12 protein-coding genes and 3 pseudogenes are annotated in these 18,491 nt (G+C 67.8%); 5 read left to right on the top strand and 10 right to left on the bottom strand.

What is annotated here, in order from left to right:
* Positions 1–13 precede the first annotated feature (13 nt).
* Positions 14–3,773 (bottom strand): annotated as a pseudogene (gene metH / locus L6444_RS12855) (methionine synthase).
* Positions 3,774–4,196: 423 nt separating this feature from the next.
* Between metH and L6444_RS12850 the strand changes: the two are divergent.
* A complete protein-coding gene (locus tag L6444_RS12850) occupies positions 4,197–5,048 on the top strand; it encodes a PAC2 family protein (RefSeq protein ID WP_236984077.1) in 852 nt (283 codons plus the stop codon).
* On the opposite strand, the gene L6444_RS12845 is transcribed toward L6444_RS12850, so the two are convergent.
* The 9 genes from L6444_RS12845 to L6444_RS12805 form a co-directional block, all read right to left on the bottom strand.
* Complete coding sequence (locus L6444_RS12845) at positions 5,045–6,223, bottom strand: FAD-dependent monooxygenase (RefSeq protein WP_236983048.1); 1,179 nt, start codon at positions 6,221–6,223, stop codon at positions 5,045–5,047. The two genes, L6444_RS12850 and L6444_RS12845, sit on opposite strands and share 4 nt — an antisense overlap.
* Before the next feature lie 4 nt (positions 6,224–6,227).
* Entirely contained in the window at positions 6,228–7,130 is a 903-nt protein-coding gene (locus L6444_RS12840; protein ID WP_236983046.1) for an SDR family oxidoreductase, read from the bottom strand.
* A gap of 24 nt (positions 7,131–7,154) precedes the next feature.
* Entirely contained in the window at positions 7,155–8,390 is a 1,236-nt protein-coding gene (gene mshC, locus L6444_RS12835) for a cysteine--1-D-myo-inosityl 2-amino-2-deoxy-alpha-D-glucopyranoside ligase (RefSeq protein WP_236983044.1), read from the bottom strand.
* Between the two features lie 148 nt (positions 8,391–8,538).
* On the bottom strand, positions 8,539–9,333 hold the full coding sequence (locus tag L6444_RS12830) for a 3'(2'),5'-bisphosphate nucleotidase CysQ (protein ID WP_236983042.1): 795 nt from the start codon (positions 9,331–9,333) through the stop codon (positions 8,539–8,541).
* Between the two features lie 31 nt (positions 9,334–9,364).
* Positions 9,365–10,180 carry an SCO1664 family protein gene (locus tag L6444_RS12825; RefSeq protein WP_236983040.1) on the bottom strand — a complete coding sequence of 272 codons (816 nt, stop codon included), beginning with the start codon at positions 10,178–10,180 and terminating at the stop codon, positions 9,365–9,367.
* Positions 10,164–10,751, bottom strand: coding sequence for a DUF3090 domain-containing protein (locus tag L6444_RS12820; protein ID WP_236983038.1), 588 nt, complete (start codon positions 10,749–10,751; stop codon positions 10,164–10,166). The genes L6444_RS12825 and L6444_RS12820 overlap by 17 nt, the downstream gene beginning before the upstream one ends.
* Before the next feature lie 66 nt (positions 10,752–10,817).
* Positions 10,818–11,537 carry a histidine phosphatase family protein gene (locus tag L6444_RS12815; protein WP_236983036.1) on the bottom strand — a complete coding sequence of 240 codons (720 nt, stop codon included), beginning with the start codon at positions 11,535–11,537 and terminating at the stop codon, positions 10,818–10,820.
* Complete coding sequence (locus L6444_RS12810; protein ID WP_236984075.1) at positions 11,534–12,364, bottom strand: undecaprenyl-diphosphate phosphatase; 831 nt, start codon at positions 12,362–12,364, stop codon at positions 11,534–11,536. Before L6444_RS12810 ends, L6444_RS12815 begins: the two co-directional genes overlap by 4 nt.
* 71 nt (positions 12,365–12,435) lie before the next feature.
* Complete coding sequence (locus L6444_RS12805) at positions 12,436–12,738, bottom strand: hypothetical protein (protein ID WP_236983034.1); 303 nt, start codon at positions 12,736–12,738, stop codon at positions 12,436–12,438.
* A 164-nt stretch (positions 12,739–12,902) separates the two neighbouring features.
* Between L6444_RS12805 and L6444_RS12800 the strand changes: the two genes are divergently transcribed.
* The 4 genes and pseudogenes from L6444_RS12800 to L6444_RS12785 all read left to right on the top strand — a co-directional run.
* Positions 12,903–13,883, top strand: coding sequence for a YncE family protein (locus tag L6444_RS12800; protein WP_370652847.1), 981 nt, complete (start codon positions 12,903–12,905; stop codon positions 13,881–13,883).
* Between the two features lie 53 nt (positions 13,884–13,936).
* The gene (locus L6444_RS12795) at positions 13,937–14,143 is read left to right on the top strand and encodes a DUF5703 family protein (protein ID WP_236984071.1); all 207 of its coding nucleotides are present in this window, start codon (positions 13,937–13,939) and stop codon (positions 14,141–14,143) included.
* A 32-nt stretch (positions 14,144–14,175) separates the two neighbouring features.
* A pseudogene (locus L6444_RS12790) lies at positions 14,176–15,263 on the top strand (quinone-dependent dihydroorotate dehydrogenase).
* A 469-nt stretch (positions 15,264–15,732) separates the two neighbouring features.
* Positions 15,733–18,405: pseudogene (locus L6444_RS12785) on the top strand (PPE domain-containing protein); the annotation flags it as partial.
* Positions 18,406–18,491: the final 86 nt, after the last annotated feature.

Below are 18,491 nucleotides of genomic sequence, written 5' to 3'. Positions count from 1 at the left end.
CACCGACGTCGGCTCAGTCCTCCGGGTTGTAGCCGAGGTTGGGGGGCGAGCCAGCGCTCGGCTTCGGCCAGCGTCCAGCCTTTGCGCTTGGCGTAGTCGGCGACCTGGTCCTGGGCCAGCCGGCCGACCACGAAGTATTGCGACTGCGGATGCGAAAAGTACCATCCGCTGACGGCGGCACCGGGCCACATCGCCATCGACTCGGTCAACTCGATGCCGGTCCGCTTGGTAACGTCCAGCAACTTAAAGAGCGTCACCTTCTCGGTGTGCTCCGGGCAGGCCGGGTAGCCGGGGGCAGGACGGATCCCCCGGTACTTCTCGCCAATCAGGTCCTCGTTGTCCAACTGCTCGTCCGGCTGGAATCCCCAGAACTCCTTGCGGACCCGCTGGTGCATCCGTTCGGCGAACGCCTCGGCCAGCCGATCGGCGATCGATTCCAGCAGGATCGCGCTGTAGTCGTCGTTGTCCGCCTTGAACTCCGCGATCTTTTCCGCGCTGCCGAGTCCCGCGGTGACGGCGAAGGCGCCGACGTAGTCGGCCAGACCGGTGGCCTTCGGCGCGATGAAGTCGCCGAGACTCCGGTTGGGGATGCCGTCGCGGTGCTCGCCCTGCTGGCGCAGGTTGTACAGCGTGGTGAGCACCTCGGTCCGGGTGTCGTCGGTGTAGACCTCGATGTCGTCACCGACCGCGTTGGCCGGGAAGAACCCGATCACCCCGTTGGCCGTCAGCCACTTCTCCTTGATCAGGGTGTCCAGCATTTCCTGGGCGTCGTCGTACAGCTTGCGCGCGGCCTCCCCCGAGACCGGGTTGTTGAGGATGTCGGGGAAGCGGCCCTTCATCTCCCAGGCGTTGAAGAACGGCTGCCAGTCGATGTACTCCCGCAACTCGGCGAGGTCGTAGTCGTGAAAATCCCGCACGCCGAGACCCTGGGCGGGCACCGGCGGCGGGTAGCCGTCCCACTCGATCGGCGTCCGGTTGGCGCGTGCCTTCGCCAGCGTCAGCGTCGGGCGCTCGTTCTTCTGAGCGTGCCGTTCGCGCAGCGCTGCGTAGTCCTTCTCGGTGGCCTCCAGCAACGCGGGACGCTGCTTGTCGTCGAGCAGCGCGGCGGCGACGGGCACCGAGCGCGACGCGTCCTTGACCCACACCACCGGACCGCTGCGGCGCGGCGCCACCTTCACCGCCGTGTGGGCACGCGAGGTGGTCGCACCACCGATCAGCAGCGGGATCTGCAGTCCCTGGCGTTCCATCTCGACGGCGAAGTTGACCATCTCGTCCAGCGACGGGGTGATGAGCCCGGACAGCCCGATGATGTCGGCGTCGTATTCCTCAGCCGCGGCCAGGATTTTCTCGGCGGGCACCATCACACCGAGGTCGATCACCTCGAAGTTGTTGCACTGCAGCACGACCCCGACAATGTTCTTGCCGATGTCGTGCACGTCGCCCTTGACGGTCGCCATGATGATCGTGCCGTTGGTGTCCTTACCGGCTGCCGCGCCGGACTGCTCTTTCTCCTTCTCGATGAACGGCAGCAGGTACGCCACGGCCTTCTTCATCACCCGGGCCGACTTCACCACCTGAGGCAAGAACATCTTGCCGGAGCCGAACAGGTCGCCGACGACGTTCATGCCGTCCATCAGCGGGCCCTCGATCACTTCGATCGGGCGCCCGCCCGCAGCGGCGATCTCGGCCCGCAACTCCTCGGTGTCGTCGTCCACGTGGGCGTCGATGCCCTTGACCAGTGCGTGGGTGATCCGCTCGCGCACCGGCAGGGATCGCCACTCGGCGGCCTTCGGGTCCTCGCTCTTCTCGGTCCTATTGAATCGCTCGGCGATCTCCAGGAGTCGCTCGGCCGCATCCTCGCGGCGGTTCAGCACGACGTCCTCGATGCGGTCCCGCAGCTCGGGGTCGATGGAGTCGTAGGGCACCAGCGCGCCGGCGTTGACGATGCCCATATCCAGGCCGGCCTTGATGGCGTGGAACAGGAACACCGCGTGGATCGCCTCGCGGACCGGGTTGTTGCCGCGGAACGAGAACGACACGTTCGAGATGCCGCCGGAGATGTGCACGCCCGGCAGATTTTCCTTGATCCAGGCGCAGGCCTCGATGAAGTCGATGCCGTACGTGGCGTGCTCCTCGATGCCGGTCGCCAGCGCGAAGCAGTTCGGGTCGAAAATGATGTCCTCGGGCGGGAAGCCGACCTGTTCGGTCAGAATGCGGTAGGCGCGCCCACAGATCTCCTTGCGGCGCTCCAGGTTGTCGGCCTGCCCCTGCTCGTCGAAGGCCATCACGACCACGGCGGCACCGTACTTGCGGCACAACCGTGCCTCGCGAACGAACTTCTCCTCGCCCTCCTTCATGGAGATCGAGTTGACGATCGGCTTGCCCTGCACGTTCTTCAGGCCCGCCTCGATGACCTCCCACTTGGAGGAGTCGATCATCACCGGGACGCGGCTGATGTCGGGCTCGGCCGCGATCAGCTTGGTGAACCGGTCCATCGCGGCGACGCCGTCGATCATGCCCTCGTCCATGTTGATGTCGATGACCTGGGCGCCGACCTCGACCTGCTGCAGGGCCACCGACAGCGCGGTGTCGTAGTCCTGCGCCTTGATCAGGTTGCGGAACCGGGCCGAGCCGGTGATGTTGGTGCGCTCACCAATGTTGACGAACAGCGAATCCTCGGTGATGTTGAGCGGCTCGAGTCCCGCGAGCCGGGTCGCCACCGGGATCTGCGGCACCCAGCGCGGCGGCTTACCTTCGACGACCTTGGCGATCTCGGCGATGTGCGGAGGCGCCGTCCCGCAGCACCCACCGACCAGGTTCACCAGGCCGGCGTCGGCGAACTCGGCGATATAAGAGGCCTGCCGCTCCGGGGACTCGTCGTACTCACCGAAGGCGTTGGGCAGTCCGGCATTCGGGTAGCAGGAGACGAAGGTGTCCGCGATCCGCGACACCTCGGCGATGTACGGCCTCATCTCCGGCGCGCCCAGGGCGCAGTTGAGGCCGACCGCGATCGGTTTGGCGTGCCGGATCGAGTTCCAGAACGCCTCGGTGACCTGCCCGGACAACGTCCGCCCGGAGGCGTCGGTGATGGTGCCCGAGATGATCACCGGCCAGCGCCGCCCGCGGTCCTCGAACAGCGTCTCCACGGCGAACACCGCCGCCTTGGCGTTCAGCGAGTCGAAGATGGTCTCGATGATGAGCAGATCGGCGCCACCGTCCACCAGGCCGTTGGCGGCTTCCAGGTAGGCGGCCACCAGCTGGTCGTAGGAGACGTTGCGGGCCCCGGGGTCGTTGACGTCGGGCGAGATCGACGCGGTCCGCGTGGTCGGGCCGATGGCGCCGGCGACATAGCGGGGCTTGTCGGTGGTGCTGAACTCGTCGGCGGCTTTACGGGCCAGCGCAGCCCCGGCGTAGTTCAGCTCGTAGCTCAGGTCCGCCATGTCGTAATCAGACAGCGAGATCGCGTTCGCGTTGAACGTGTTGGTCTCCAGGATGTCCGCACCCGCCTCGAGGTACTCGCGGTGGATCCCGGAGATGATCTGCGGCTGCGTCAGCGTGAGCAGGTCGTTGTTGCCCTGCAACGCGGTCGGCCACTCGGTGAACCGGTCGCCGCGGTAGCCGGCCTCGTCCGGCCGGTCGCGCTGGATCGCGGTGCCCATCGCCCCATCGATCACCAGAATCCGCTCGCGCAGGGCCGCGGAAAGTTCGTCGGTGCAGTCCGGACGGATGTTCGGCTCAAAACTTTCGGGGGCGCTCACATGCAATCCTTCCATCGCGGAAGGCGTCCTTGGATCTGCCGAGCGTGGCGGATACCAGGGGGACCAGGACCCCCCAAAAAATCCGTTGCAACGCCTCTCGACCAGACGAGTTTACGTCGTCACCCGAACCCTGGACGCCAAGCTTGACCCGATCCGGCCGGCGATCGCGGTGCCCACCGAGCGCCGGCGCGCGGATCTGGTCGGCAATGACTTAATTACCCAGGTTAACCAGATTGCAGCCAACCGTATTTCGTCTGGGCCTTTCGGTCGCCTCCCGCCAGCGGCCTCAAAATGCCGCTCGCAGGGTCGTTTGGCCGTACATCTGGGGACGCTCGACGCACGGAGGCGAGAACCGCACGTCTGCGTCGTAACCGGAGCGCCACGCCGTAGGCTGGCCGGGTGAACTCGCCGGATCGCGGGCAGGATGATGCCCAACGGCTGCCGCAACTGCAGAACACCGTCGTAGTGGCGGCATTCGAGGGCTGGAACGACGCCGGCGACGCCGCCAGCGACGCCGTGGCACACCTGTTCGACATCTGGGACGCGCTGCCGATCGTGGAGATCGACGACGAGGCCTACTACGACTACCAGGTCAATCGCCCGGTGATCCGCCAAGTCGACGGCGTCACCCGGGAACTGGAATGGCCGGCCATGCGGATCTCACACTGCCGCCCGCCCGACAGCGACCGCGACGTCGTGCTGATGTCCGGCGTCGAACCCAACATGCGCTGGCGCACCTTCTGCGACGAACTGCTGGGCATCATCGACAAACTCAACGTCGACACCGTGGTGATCCTGGGCGCGCTGCTGGCCGACACCCCGCACACCCGGCCGGTACCGGTCTCGGGTGCGGCCTACTCGTCGGACTCGGCTCGGCTGTTCGGACTGGAGGAAACCCGCTACGAGGGCCCCACCGGCATAGCCGGCGTCTTCCAGTACGCGTGCGTGGCCGCGGGCATCCCGGCCGTGACGTTCTGGGCGGCGGTGCCGCACTACGTCTCGCACCCGCCCAACCCCAAGGCGACCGTGGCGCTGCTGCGCCGCGTCGAGGAAGTACTCGACGTCGAGGTTCCGCTGGCCGACCTGCCCGCGCAAGCCGAGGCGTGGGAGCAGGAGATCACCGAGATGGCCGCCGACGACCAGGAGCTGGCCGAATACGTGCAGTCACTCGAACAGCACGGCGACGCGTCCGTCGACGTCAACGAGGTACTGGGCCAGATCGACGGTGACGCACTGGCCGCCGAGTTCGAGCGCTACCTCAAACGCCGCCGCCCCGGCTTCGGCCGCTAACCCGGTTCCGAAGTTCCCCGGCGCAGCGTCGCGATGACCGTGGTCGGCTCACCGGCCAACGCCGTGGTGATGAACCGATTGACCAGCGGGCGCCAGCTGAACCGCAGGGCGGCCCGGCGCGACGTGGGCACCGTCCAGCAGCCGACCTCGCGGGCGGCTTTCTGCTTGTCCTCGACCACCCAGCGCCAGAGTTTCTCGTAGAAGTCCAGCGCCCGCTCGACCGAGGACGTCAGACGCAGCTGTTCGGCGAGCACGTAGGCGCCGGCCACCGCCAGCGACGCGCCGTGCGGGGCGAGCGGCGAGACCGCGGCCGCGGCGTCGCCGAGCAGCACCACCCGACCCTTGCTCCACCGCGGCATCACGACCTGGGCGGCTGCCTGGTAGTACATCTCCCCGGCCGGTGGGCACCGGTTCAATATTTCCGGCACCAGCCAACCCACGTCGGCGAACCGGTCCCGCACCGCGGCACGCGGATCCGCGGGCAATTCCGGACCTGCGGCGGCGAACGTCGCCAGCACGGCAGCGCGGCCGTCGGGCAGAAAAAGCAGATCCATCTGCCGCTCGACGGTGTCGGTCAGCACGATCTGCTCGGTGTCGGCTTGGCGGCCGACGTCGGAGGCGTCGCAGACAAAAGCCGCGTAATGGAATCCGAGATAGCGCAGGTATTGCGACTCGGGTCCGAACACCAGGCTCCGCACCCTCGAGTGGCTGCCGTCGGCGCCGATCAGCACGTCGGCCGCCAGCTCCTCCCCGGTTTCCAGCGTCACCGAGACACCGTCGTCGCGGTCCGTCACCGCCGACAGCGACGCGCCGTAACGCACGTCGACGCCGTCGGGCAGGTTGCCCCGCAACGCTTTCGCCAAATCGGATCGCAGCAGGCTGGACACCCGGCCGCCGAGGGCCTTGGCGATCTGGTTGTAGGGCAGGTCGGCCCGGCGGCGGCCCTGCTGGTCGACCAGGGTGGCCTCGTCGATGCGGTAGGACCCGTCCTTAATCGCAGGCAGGACGCCGACCGCTTCGGCGGCTTCGTAACCGGGGCCGTAGAAGTCGATCAGGTAGCCGCGTTCGTCGGGACCCGGGGCGCGCTCGAGCAACACCACTTCGGCGCCCATGCTCGACATGCGTTCGGCGGCGGCCAGCCCGGCGATCCCGGCGCCGCAGATAATCACCCGCACGGGGTCACGAACCCGACGGCTTCTCCAGGGCGTGGGTGTAGGCGCTGGTGAACCGGCCGAGCGCGGCCACGTCGTCATCCATCCTGGAAATCACCCCACCCGCGGACTTGAGCACCTGCGCTTCGCCGATTCGGCTGGACAGCACCGGCTTGAGCCAGCGCAGGGCCGCAACCCAGCCCGGGCAGTACACCCGCGTCCGGCGTTCTTCGATGCCCTTGACGAACGCCGCCGCGCACTTGTTCACCGAGGTGGTCTTGCCCAGCGGCGGCGGCAGCTTGGCCAGCATCTCGCCGAACGCGGGCAGATCCGCCTTGGTGTCACGCACCAGCGCGGTGTCAATCCAGGACATGTGGGCCGAGCCGACGCTGACCCCCAGATGCGCGACCTCCAACCGCAGCGCGTTGGCCAGATGCTCGTTGCCGGCCTTGGACATGTCGTAGGGCGCCATTCCGGGAGCGGCGGCGAACGCCGCCAGCGAGGAGACGATCAACACGTAGCCGCGGCGGTCGATGATGGCCGGCAAGGTGGCGCGCACCGTGTAGAAGACGCCGAGCAGGTTGACGTCGATGACCCGCTTGACCGCCTCGGGGTCGACGTTGAGCACCGAGCCATAGCTGGCGATGCCCGCATTGGCCACCACCACGTCGATGCCGCCGAACTTTGCCACGGCCTGGTCAGCGGCGGCCTGCATGGCGGCCAGATCACGTACATCGGCCACCACCGTCAGCACGCGCCCGTCGCCGCCGAGTTCGGCGCCGATCGACTTCAGCTCCGCCTCACCCAGGTCGGTCAGGACGAGCTTGGCGCCCTTGTTATGCAGCCGGCGGGCGACCTCCGCGCCGATACCGCGGCCGGCGCCCGTGATGAATACGACTTTGTCCTGCACGTTCTGCTGCACCCTCGCCATGGCCGAAAACGTACCACCGCGCCGCTACAGACCCACTCCCAGCAGGGCGTCGACCGCGGCGGCCACCAACCTGGGCGCCGCCTCGTCGTGACCGCCGTACTCCAGTGCATCGGTGGCCCAACCATCCAGTGCGGCAAGCGATTTAGGGGTGTCGAGATCGTCGGCAAGGTACTGGCGAACCCGGGTGAGGACGTCGGCGGCGTCCGGGCCGGCCGGCAACGCGGTCGCCGCGCGCCAGTGCTGCAGACGGCGCTGGGCGTCGTCGAGCACCTGTTGACTCCACGAGCGGTCGGCCCGGTAATGCCCGGCCAGCAGACCGAGCCGCACCGCCGCCGGGTCGACGCCCTGGGCGCGCAGTGTGGAGACCAGGACGAGGTTGCCGCGGCTCTTCGACATCTTGTGCCCGTCCCAGCCGATCATCCCGGCGTGCACGTAGTGGCGCGCGAATCTGCGCGCGCCGGTGACACATTCAGCGTGCGCGGCGGTGAATTCGTGGTGCGGGAAAATCAGGTCGCTGCCGCCACCCTGGATGTCGAGCTCGCTGTGGATACGGCTCAGCGCGATCGCCGCACATTCGACATGCCAGCCGGGTCTTCCCGGCCCGAACGGCGACGGCCAGGACGGCTCGCCGGGGCGGTTGGCCCGCCACAGCAACGCGTCGAGTTCGTCGGTCTTACCGGCGCGTTGCGGGTCGCCGCCGCGCTGTGCGAACAACGCCAGCATGGTGTCGCGGTCGTAGCCGGACTCGTAGCCGAACTGCACGGTGGCGTCGGCGCGGTAGTAGACGTCCGGGTACTTTCCCTCGACCACGTAGGCGGCCCCGGACGCCACCATCTTCTCGATGAGCTCCACGATCTCGGCGACGGCTTCGGTGGCCCCGACGTAGTCACGTGGCGGCAGCACCCGCAGCGCCGTCATGTCGGTGCGGAAAAGTTCGACCTCACGGTCGCCCAGTTCGCGCCAGTCGACGCCGTCGCGGTCGGCGCGTTCGAACAGCGGGTCGTCGACGTCGGTGACGTTCTGGACGTACTGCACGTCGTGACCGAGGTCGAGCCAGAGCCGGTGGATCAGGTCGAACGCGAGATAGGTGGCGGCGTGACCCAGATGCGTGGCGTCATACGGGGTGATGCCGCAGACGTACATGTTCGCGGTGCGACCGGCTGTCACCGGGCGGACCTGGCGGTCGGCGGTGTCGTAAAGCCGTAGCTCGGGGCCGCGTCCGGGCAGATCCGGGACCGGCGGAGAAGACCACGACCGCATGCCGATGACTTTAGAGCGTGGCGACGATGCAGCACGCGCCGCGTGCTGAGGAGGAGCCGCGCAGTCGAACCCCGCGTGGCGACGATGCAGCACGCGCCGCGTGCTGAGGAGGAGCCGCGCAGTCAGGCCCGGCTGGCGACGGGACTGCTCACCACCACGCCTGCCGGATGGCGTCCAGCAGGATCGGCGCCAGTTCGCTGCGACACATGAGCAGGTCCGGCAGGTAAGGATCGAGCTGGTTGTACATCAGCGGCGAGCCGTCCAGCCGCGACGCATGCATGCCGGCGGCCAGCACCACCCCGGCCGGCGCCGCCGAATCCCATTCCCATTGGCCGCCGGCGTGCAGGTAGGCGTCGGCGACGCCGTCGACCACCGCCATCGCCTTGGCGCCCGCCGACCCGATCCGCAGCAGTTCGATGTCCACCAGATGCCGCATCCGGTACAGGATGGCCGGCGGGCGGGTGGCGCTGGCGGCGATCCGGATGACGCCTGGTGTACCACCGGACGCGGCTTGCGCGGCCCGCGCGGACACCGTATCGCTGCGGTAGACGATGTTGCCGCGGGCCGGCAGGGAGACGGCCGCGTCGGTGATCTGGTGCCGGCCGTTCGACGGGCGCTGCCACAGCGCAATGTGGACCGCCCAGTCGTCACGACCGCGGGTGGAGAACTCGCGAGTGCCGTCCAGCGGGTCGATGATCCACACCCGGTCGGACTTCAGCCGAACCAGGTCGTCGTGAGCTTCCTCACTGAGCACCGCATCCCCGGGCCGCGCGGCCGCCAACCGGCGCAAAATCAGCGAGTTCGCGCGTCGGTCTCCGGCGTCGCCCAGCTCCCACGGATAGTCGAAACCGACCTCCTCGCGCACCGCGAGCAGCAATTCCCCCGCCTCCGCGGCCAATTCGGCAGCCAGCGCGGCGTCCGTCAGGTCAGCAGCGGGATTCACCGACCCAGTATCGCCGACACGGCGCCGCGGCTCAGAACGCCGGCCAGGGAATCGGGCGGTGCCGGTTGGGCGAGGGCATCACCGGGTTGTCCAGCAAGGAGTGCGCGCGCCGGGTCAGCGCCGCGATTTCAGTGCTGGTGATCCGGCCGTGCAGTTCCTCGGCCAGCGGACCCCGCAGCGCTTCCACCAGCCCGGCGACCGCCTCCATGGTCGGGTCGTCGATCGGCTTTCCCGCCCACCCCCACAGCACGGTCCGCAGCTTGTCCTGCACGTGCAGGCTCACCCCGTGGTCCACCCCGTACACGCGGCCGTCGACGTCGCAAAGGATGTGCCCGCCCTTGCGGTCGGCGTTGTTGATGAGGATGTCGAACACCGCCATGCGCCGCAGCCGGATGTCGTCGGCGTGCATCAGCACCACCTCGTCGCCGGCGTAGTCGTAGGCCCGCAGCACCGGCAGATAGCCGGGCTGCGGCTTGCCGCTGGGAAACAGGTCGACCAGGTCGGGCCCGGGCCGGGGTTCGGAATCGACCGCGTCACCGGGTTGCTGCACCCACTGCTGCAGCATGCCGGGCCCCGCCGGGCCGTGGCGAATGATGGTGTACGGCACAATGTTCCAGCCCAGCGACTGCGACACCAGGTAGGCGCTCAGCTCGCGGCCGGCCAGCGTGCCGTCGGGGAAGTCCCACAGCGGCTGCTCACCGGAGACCGGTTTGTACACGCAGTGCACGGTCACCGACCCCAGCGCCGCTTCGCACAGAAAAGTGGCGTTGCTCGCCGAGCGGATCCGTCCCAGGACCGTCAGCTCGCCGTGCTGCAGCGCCTCGAGTTCGTCATTCCTCGGGTTCATCGGTGGACCCGAAGAGCGCGTCGCGCCGGTAGCCGTTGGTGCGGGCGCAGATGTGGCCCTCGGGATCCAGGGGCTCGTCGCATAGCGGACATGGCGGTCGTCCGGCCGAGATGACGCGGTTGGACCGGGTGGCGAACTGGCGTGCCGACTCCGGGGTGAGGAAAACCCGCACCGCGTCGGGCCCTTCGTCGGTGTCGTCGAGCACCACCGACGCGTCGAACTCGGCGTCGGTGACGGCCAGCAGTTCGACCACCACCGTCTGCGCCTCGGAGTCCCAGCCCAGCCCCATCGTGCCGACCCGGAACTCGGCGTCGACCGGCATGATCAGCGGGCTCAGGTCGTCGACCTCGGCGGGCTCGGGCGGGACCGGGGTGCCGAACCGTCGGTTGACCTCGAGCAGCAGCGCGCCGATACGTTCGGCCAGCACCGCAACCTGCTGCTTCTCCAACACCACCGAGACCACCCGGGAATCGTGGGCCGCCTGAATGTAGAACGTGCGGTTGCCGGGCTGCCCGACGGTCCCGGCGACGAAACGGTCGGGTGTGCGGAATACGTGAATTGCGCGGGCCATGGCTCTTCCAAAATACCGTGCAGACAGCCGCACCGGCGCCTCGTATGCGCGGCTACCGCCGCGCGGTTAGTCGGTGGAGCCGCCGACCACTGCGTCGCCGGCGGACGGTTCGGTGGTTTCACCCGCTGCTTTGGCCTCCGGCAACGGCGCGGGCGCGGCGCGTAGCCCCGCCGACAACCGCGCCCCGGTGTGGTTGACGTGTAGCACGAACGGTCGCAGCGGGGTGTAGCGCACCACGCTTACCGACGCGGGATCGGCGTTGACCCGCTGGAAGCTGTCCAGGTGCATGCCGTAGGCGTCGGCGATGACGGCCTTGATCACGTCACCGTGGGTGCAGGCGATCCACAGCACGTCCGCGCCGTGCTGCTCGCTGAGCCGCCTGTCGTGCTCGCGGACGGCGGCCACCGCGCGGGACTGCACCTGCGCCAGGCCCTCGCCGCCGGGGAACACCGCCGCGCTGGGATGGGCCTGCACCACCCGCCAAAGCGGCTCGCTGACCAACTCCCCCAGCTTGCGCCCGGTCCACTCGCCGTAGTCGACCTCGGCGATGCGTTCGTCGATCAGCGGCTCCAAGCACAGCGCCTCGGCCAGCGGCTGCACGGTGCGACGGCAGCGCAGCAGCGGCGAGGTCACCACGGCCCGGATCGGCAGGTCACCGATGCGGTCGATCAACCCGAGCGCCTGGTCGCGCCCCTTGTCGTCGAGGTCGACGCCTTCGGAGCGGCCGGCCAGGGTGCCCGCGGTGTTCGAGGTGGACCGGCCGTGGCGCAACAGCAGCACGGTCATGTGGCGGCGACCGTCCCGGTGGCCAGCAGGATCAGTACGGCCGTACCGGCCAGCACCCGGTAGCCGACGAACCAGTACATGTTGTGGCGCAACAGAAAATGTAGGAACCAGGAAACCGCGGCCAGGCCGATGACGAATGCGATCAGCATGGACGCGACCAGCTGTGGACCGGTGGCACTCATGCCCTCGGTGACCGGGTGGAAGGCGTCCGGCAGGGAGAACAGCCCGGAGGCGAAGACGGCCGGGATGGCCAGCAGGAAGCCGAAGCGGGCGGCCAGTTCGCGTTCCAGGCCGAGGAACAGCCCGGCGCTGATGGTCGATCCGGACCGCGACACACCGGGAACCAGCGCCAGACATTGGGCGCTGCCGACGACGGCGGCGTCGCGCCAGTTGAGGCGCTCGACGTCGCGAGTCTGCCGGCCGAGGTACTCGGCCAGCGCGATGACCGCCGAGAAGACCACCATCGCCGTCGCGACCACCCACAGGTTGCGCACGCCGGAGCGGATCTCCTCTTTGAAGAACAGACCCAGTACGCAGATCGGGATGGTCCCGATGATGACGTACCAGCCGAGCCGGTAGTCGGTGTTGCGCTGTGATCTCACCGCCAGGCCGTGAAACCAGGCCCGGGCGATGCGCACGATGTCGCGGGCGAAGTAGACCAGTACGGCGGCCTCGGTCCCGAGCTGGCTGACCGCGGTGAACGACGCGCCGGCGTCGGCGTGGAAGAACACCCGGGACACGATCGCCAGGTGCCCTGACGAGGAGACCGGCAAGAATTCCGTCAGGCCCTGCACCACGGACAGCACGACGACTTGCGTCCAGGACATCGGGGTAACCGCAGACACGACGACGACCGTACCTGGTGTACGGGACGGTTACCGGACGCGCGTGGTGGCGCTCAGCGCGGAACGGGGACGGCGTGGGCGACGGAGTCGCGTACCGCGGCGGCTAGGCTGCGCTCGTCGGTGAGGTCGATGTCACGGACGCCGCGCACGGATCGCGCGACGACGTCTTCGTCCTGCGGGACGGGCCCGGACAGCCGGGGCCGGTAAATTTCGACGATCAGCGAATGGTGCTCGATGTGGAAAGCGAAACTGCGCCCATCTCCCACTTCGCCGTATCCGCTGGCGAAGATCCCCGTGCACATGTCTTCGATGGCGAACTCAGCGTTCGCGATATGCCGGTCGACGATGACGGTCATGGCGCGAGAATACCCGCGCCGTACCACTTTATGCGCCCAACATGACAAATTGAGCGCGCTGGCGTTCCTTAGAATTTCGTTTGTGCCGCCCGACGATCGGAAGCTGACAGTTGCTGCTTGACTATGCGAGCCGGGGTTTTCTGCGCTGCGCCGCTGTCGCGTGTTTGCTGACGGGCGCGGCCGGGCTGGCCGGGTGCTCGGCGAATCCGCTGGTCGCCACTCCCCCGACGATCCAAACCGCGCAACCCGCCGTTTCGCCGCCCAGCCTGAACCCGGCCGGCACGGTGCAACCGCTGGGCGGGCACCCCCAGAGCGCATTCTTCGACGTCGGCACCCACCAACTGGTGGTGCTGTGCCCGGGAACCGACCCGGCGGCCCCGGCCAGTCTCGCCGTGCTCGGCGCGCAGACCGCGCCGCGCGTCGTTCCGCTGCCCGGGCCCACCGCGGCCATCACCGGCGACGGCAACGGCCGGGCTTTCGTGGCGGTGCGCGGCGGCTACCTGGCGGTCGAGTTGGCCGACGCCAAGACCACCGCGGTCACCGTGTCCGCACAGACGGACTTCACCGCGATCGCACGCCGCGCCGATGGGCGGCTGGTGCTCGGCACCGCCGACGGCGCGGTGTACACGCTGGGCGCCGACAGTTCGGTGGCCAGCCGGAACAAGATCTTCGCCCGCGTCGATGCGCTTGCGACACAAGGGAATACGACCATCGTGTTGGACCGCGGCCAGACGTCGGTGACGACGATCGGCGCCGACGGCCGGGCCGAGCAGGCGCTGCGGGCCGGCGAGGGCGCGACCACGCTGGCCGCCGATCCGCTGGGCCGGGTGCTGGTCGCCGACACCCGGGGCGGCCAGTTGCTGGTCTACGGGGTGGACCCGCTGATCCTGCGCCAGGCCTTTCCGGTGCGGCAGGCGCCGTACGGGCTGGCCGGGTCCACCAGGCTGGCGTGGGTGTCCCTGACCGCGTCCAACGTGGTCGTTGGTTACGATCTGAGCACCGGAATCCCCGTGGAAAAGGTGCGTTACCCGACCGTGCAGCAACCCAACTCGCTGGCCTTCGACGAGACCTCGAACACCCTGTACGTGGTGTCGGGGTCCGGCGCGGGTGTGCAGGTCATCGCCGACGCGGCGGGCAAGCCTTGACCAGCGGGACCACGCCACGGTGGAGTCGGCTGCCCGCGGGGTGGGACGCCGACATGTCCGACGAGTACGAGTGGGCGCCGCTGCGCCTACCCCCGGAGGTGACCCGCCTGAGCGCCTCCACCCGGCTGTCCATCGAGGCCGAGTACCGCGGCTGGGAGCTGACCCGGGTGCGGCTGTACACCGATGGAAGCAGACGAGTGTTGTTGCGCCGTAAGAAAACCCGACTGGACAACCGAGTTCCCGACCAGCCGGAGCCGTGACGGTGGGCCGACCGGGCGAAGGCGGGCATCCGATATACGGCCTGCTACGGAAGGCGTTGTTCGCGGTACCGGCCGAGCGCGTGCACACCCTGGTGTTCGGTGCGCTGCGTGCTGCCACGTCCACCGCGCCGGCGCGCCGGACGCTGAGCAGGCGGCTGGGACCGACCGACCCGATCCTGGCCAGCACCGTATTCGGGGTCCGGTTTCCCGGACCGCTCGGGCTGGCGGCCGGATTCGACAAGGACGGTACCGGGCTTTCCATTTGGGGTGCAATGGGTTTCGGCTATGCGGAAATTGGCACCGTCACCGCCCACCCGCAGCCCGGGAACCCGGCACCGCGGCTGTTCCGGCTGCCCGACGACCGCGCCCTGCTCAACCGGATGGGCTTCAACAACAACGGCGCCGGCGCGCTGGCCGCCCGGCTGGCCCAGCACGTCCCCGACGTGCCGATCGGGGCGAACATCGGCAAGACCAAGAAGACGCCCGCCGCCGACGCCGTCGCCGACTACCGCGCCAGCGCCCGGCTGCTGGCTCCCCTGGTGTCCTACCTGGTGGTCAACGTGAGCTCGCCGAACACTCCGGGACTGCGCGATCTGCAGGCGGTGGAGTCGCTGCGGCCGATCCTGGCGGCCGTGCTCGCCGAAGCGGGGACGACCCCCGTGCTAGTGAAGATCGCACCCGACCTCGCCGACCCCGAAATCGACGAAATCGCCGACCTGGCCGTGCAACTCGGGCTGGCCGGCATCGTGGCCACCAACACCACCATCTCGCGCGACGGGCTGCGCACGCCGGGGGGTTGAGGCGCTCGGCGCCGGCGGCATCTCCGGCCCGCCCGTCGCGCGTCGTTCGCTGCAGGTGCTGCACCGGCTGTATCAGCGGGTCGGCGACCGGTTGGTGCTGATCAGTGTCGGGGGCATCGAGACCGCCGACGACGCCTGGGAGCGCATCACCGCCGGCGCGTCGCTGCTGCAGGGGTACACCGGCTTCATCTACGGCGGAGGACTGTGGGCCAAAGGACATTCACGACGGGATCGCTCGCCGGCTGCACGAGGGCGGATTCGCTTCGCTGACCGACGCGGTGGGCTCGGCGGTGCGCAACCGGCAGACCCCGCCGGGCTAGCGTCCCGGTTTTGTTCGCCAGCACTTTCCTGCTATCAATCCCATTGACCGCCATCTCTTTCGGCTTCACCCGACGCGTTGGGTGTGTCGAATGACCAATCTACTGAACACATTTGCCTACCGACGGCCCACCATCCCTCGGACCGGTGGTGGATCTTCGGGTTGAACTTTCCTCCCCCCATAGGGGGAGGCAATCACGCCTGCGTGGCCGCTGACACAGCGGCGCGATCGTCTCCATAATTGCTGGAACGCATTGCAGGAGAAGCGCTTTCGCATGCGTTTCGGATGTCCGTGATAGCCCTCGGCCAGTGCGACCCGGCTCAACCCCGGCGTTCGAAGGTGGTTGCGCATCGCCGAAATTCCACTATGAATTGCGGTGGATTCCTCTCGACGCGGCCCAGTATCCGTCCGATCAGCCACAGCCACCCGCAGCAGCACCTCGGGCAGCTGTTTGAAATCAGGGAGATGCGATGGATTTTGCGCGGCTGCCGCCCGAGCTCAATTCGCGGCAGATGCTGGCCGGCGCCGGGCCCGGTCCGATGCTGGCAGCCGCGACGGCCTGGCGGGGCCTGGCCGCCGAGTTGGGTTCCTCCGCGCGGTCGTTCTCCGCACTGACCTCCGCGCTGGCTGCTTCGTCGTGGCAGGGTTCGGCCGCGGCCGCGATGCTGACCGCGGCGGCCCCCTACTCCAAGTGGCTGAGCTCGGCGGCCGAGCAAGCCGAGCAGGCCGCGACCCAAGCCCAGTTGGCGGCGGCAGCGTTCGAGGCGGCGCAAACCGCGACCGTGCATCCGGCCGCCATCTCCGCCAACCGGTCCCGCCTGATCGGGCTCGTAATGTCCAACGTGCTGGGCCAGAACTGGCCCGCGATCGCCGCGGTGGAGACCGAGTACGAGCAGATGTGGGCACAAGACGTCGCCACCATGTTCGGCTACCACGCCGAGTCCTCGGCGATCGCCTCGACGATCACCCAGTTTCGCCGGTTCTACGCCGGGCCGGTCACCCCCAACAACCAGTCGCCGGCCGCAGCCGCAGGCGATCCGTTCCCCCGGTTCCGTTCGGCCATCAACAACTTGGCCACCAAGTTGGGGTCGGTGAACGTCGGCTCCGTCGACATCGGACTGGGCAACATCGGCGACTTCAACTTCGGCATCGGCAACATCGGCGACTTCAACTTCGGCATCGGCAACATCGGCAGCCAAAACCTCGGCAGCGCCAACATCGGTAACACGAACATCGGCTCGGGAAACATCGGCAGCAGCAATCTGGGTTTGGGCAACGACGGATTCGGCAACCTCGGTTTGGGCAGCCTCGGCAATGCCAACATCGGCTCCGGAAATTTCGGCAGCCTCAACCACGGTCTATGGAATTCCGGCACCGGCAACATCGGCTTCGCCAACTCGGGAAATTCGAATCTCGGCTTCGCCAACACCGGAAACAACAATATCGGCATCGGCTTGAGCGGCAACGATCAAATCGGCATCGGTCTGCTGAACACAGAAAATTTCGGCCTGTTCAACTCCGGCACCGGCAACATCGGGCTGTTCAACTCCGGCACCGGCAACATCGGATTCTTCAACTCGGGCAACGGAAATGTCGGCATCGGCAACGCCGGCTCCGGGAACTGGGGCTTCGGCAACCCGGGCATGGGAAACACCGGGATCGCCAATACCGGCAATGTCAACACCGGCATTCTCAACGCGGGCATCGGCAATACCGGTTTAGCCAACACGGGCAGCTACAACAGTGGCTTTCTTAATGCGGGCAGCACCAACTCCGGCAACTACAACGCCGGCGCCTACAACACCGGTGGGTTCAACCCCGGAAATTACAACACCGGCCACCTCAACACCGGCAACGTCAACACCGGCGCATTCAACAGCGGGAATTACAACAACGGATTCTTCGTCAGCGGCGACAACCAAGGGCAGATCAGCCTGCACGTGGGGATCGACATTCCGAGCATCTCCATCGACACCTCGTCCATCAAGCCGCTGAATCAGACCTGGGTACTCGGCGGCCAAGTACACAACATCCCGGCGTTCACCTTCGAGGAAACGTCCCTGAACGGCGATTTCTACGTCGGTCCCGTCTACGTGTACCCGTCCACGTTCACCGAGCCGATAATCACCATTGCCCTCGGCGGGCCGTCAACGGTCTTCGGAGTGGCGCTCGAGGGCATGCTGCAGGGCGGCACCATCGAGATCATCAATATCCCCGGCGGGCCGGGCTTCGGGAATTCGACGACGGCACCCTCGTCGGGGTTCTTCAATTCCGGGACCGGCAGCTCCTCGGGGTTCTTCAACGCCGGGGCCAGCGCCTCGGGCTGGCAGAACGTCGCGCTGGGCAGCGTCTCGGGGTTCCGCAACGTGGGCGCCCTGCAATCGGGACTGCTCAACTGGGGCAACACCGTCTCCGGGTTCTTCAACACCAGTACCACCGACCTGGCGACCCCCGCCTACCTGTCCGGACTGGCCAACACCGGCACCCACCTGACCGGGCTGCTGCACCACGCCGGCACCATCAGCAACCTCGGCCTGGCCAACCTGGGCAGCGCCAACCTGGGCCTGGGCAACCTGGGCGACCACAACTTCGGCCTGGGCAACCACGGTGACCACAACTGGGGCGCCGCCAACCTCGGCGTCCTCAACCAGGGCATCGCCAATACCGGCACCGGCAACATCGGCTTTGCCAACGCCGGCAACTCCAACCTGGGCTTCGCCAACACCGGCAACAACAACATCGGCATCGGCCTGACCGGCAACGACCCAATCGGCATCGGCGCCCTGAACTCCGGCGCCGGCAACATCGGCCTGTTCAACTCCGGGACCGGCAACGTCGGGTTCTTCAACACCGGTGACGGCAACTGGGGTGTCGGGAACAGCGGCAAGTACAACACCGGGTTCTTCAACTCCGGTGTCGCCAACAGCGGGTTGTTCAACGCCGGCAACGCCAACACCGGCCTGCTCAATCCCGGCAACTACAACTCCGGCAACTTCAACGCCGGGAACTTCAACAGCGGCAGCTTCAACCCCGGCAACACCAACACGGGCAGCTTCAACACCGGCAACACCAACACCGGCCTGTTCAACAGCGGCAACGTCAACACCGGCCTGTTCAACACCGGCAACATGAACAACGGCCTATTCTGGCGCGGCGACAACCAGGGCCAATACGGCGCCCACTACGCCATCACCATGCCGGAGATCTCCCTGGATCTGACGGCCACCAT

The sequence above is a fragment of the Mycobacterium kiyosense genome (genome assembly GCA_021654635.1).
In the GTDB taxonomy this organism is placed as follows: domain Bacteria; phylum Actinomycetota; class Actinomycetes; order Mycobacteriales; family Mycobacteriaceae; genus Mycobacterium; species Mycobacterium kiyosense.
The sequence above is the reverse complement of the archived record's forward strand: the minus strand, read 5'-3'. Positions and strand labels throughout refer to the sequence as shown.

Bases quoted from the DNA above. Each gene is read 5' to 3' on its own strand.
- L6444_RS12840 (WP_236983046.1), bottom strand. From the start codon at position 7,130: ATGGCGAGGGTGCAGCAGAACGTGCAGGACAAAGTCGTATTCATCACG.
- mshC (WP_236983044.1), bottom strand. From the start codon at position 8,390: ATGCGGTCGTGGTCTTCTCCGCCGGTCCCGGATCTGCCCGGACGCGGC.
- L6444_RS12825 (WP_236983040.1), bottom strand. From the start codon at position 10,180: ATGAACCCGAGGAATGACGAACTCGAGGCGCTGCAGCACGGCGAGCTG.
- L6444_RS12820 (WP_236983038.1), bottom strand. From the start codon at position 10,751: ATGGCCCGCGCAATTCACGTATTCCGCACACCCGACCGTTTCGTCGCC.
- L6444_RS12815 (WP_236983036.1), bottom strand. From the start codon at position 11,537: ATGACCGTGCTGCTGTTGCGCCACGGCCGGTCCACCTCGAACACCGCG.
- L6444_RS12810 (WP_236984075.1), bottom strand. From the start codon at position 12,364: ATGTCCTGGACGCAAGTCGTCGTGCTGTCCGTGGTGCAGGGCCTGACG.
- L6444_RS12805 (WP_236983034.1), bottom strand. From the start codon at position 12,738: ATGACCGTCATCGTCGACCGGCATATCGCGAACGCTGAGTTCGCCATC.
- L6444_RS12795 (WP_236984071.1), top strand. From the start codon at position 13,937: ATGTCCGACGAGTACGAGTGGGCGCCGCTGCGCCTACCCCCGGAGGTG.